The sequence below is a fragment of the Flavobacterium koreense genome, from assembly GCF_054776075.1.
The window spans coordinates 1-597 of record NZ_BAAHCF010000035.1 but is presented as its reverse complement, the minus strand read 5'-3'; the positions used below and the strand labels follow the sequence as shown (position 1 = coordinate 597).

1 pseudogene is annotated in these 597 nt (G+C 38.4%); it reads right to left on the bottom strand.

Going from position 1 to position 597, the window contains the following annotated elements:
* A pseudogene (locus tag ACYU7A_RS13375) lies at window positions 1–597 on the bottom strand (gliding motility-associated C-terminal domain-containing protein); the annotation flags it as partial.

The window sequence follows — 597 nt, the reverse complement described above, 5'->3', positions numbered from 1 at the left end:
CCACAACATTAGTACCTGATAAAGTAACACCAGGATTAGTTGAAGACACGAAAGTAGTAGTAACTTGAGAAGGCACTACAGCTACACCATTTAAAGTATCGTTAGTAAGAACGTTAGTGAAAGCAGTTCCACCAACAAATCCATTTACAGAAGTACCAGCATCATCATTAGCTACAATTGCAGTTGCTCCAACCGGAACAGTAACAATAGCAGTATCACAATTAGAAGGATTAAGTACTTCACAGATTTGGTAAGTTAAAGTATAAGAACCAGCAGGTGTACCAGGCGCAACCACAACATTAGTACCTGATAAAGTAACACCAGGATTAGTTGAAGATACGAAAGTAGTAGTAACTTGAGAAGGCACTACAGCCACACCATTTAAAGTATCATTAGTAAGAACATTAGTGAAAGCAGTTCCACCAACAAATCCATTTACAGAAGTACCAGCATCATCATTAGCTACAATTGCAGTTGCTCCAACTGGAACAGTTACAATAGCAGTATCACAATTTGAAGGATTTAAAACTTCACAGATTTGGTAAGTCAAAGTATAAGAACCAGCAGGTGTACCAGGCGCAACCACAACATTAGTAC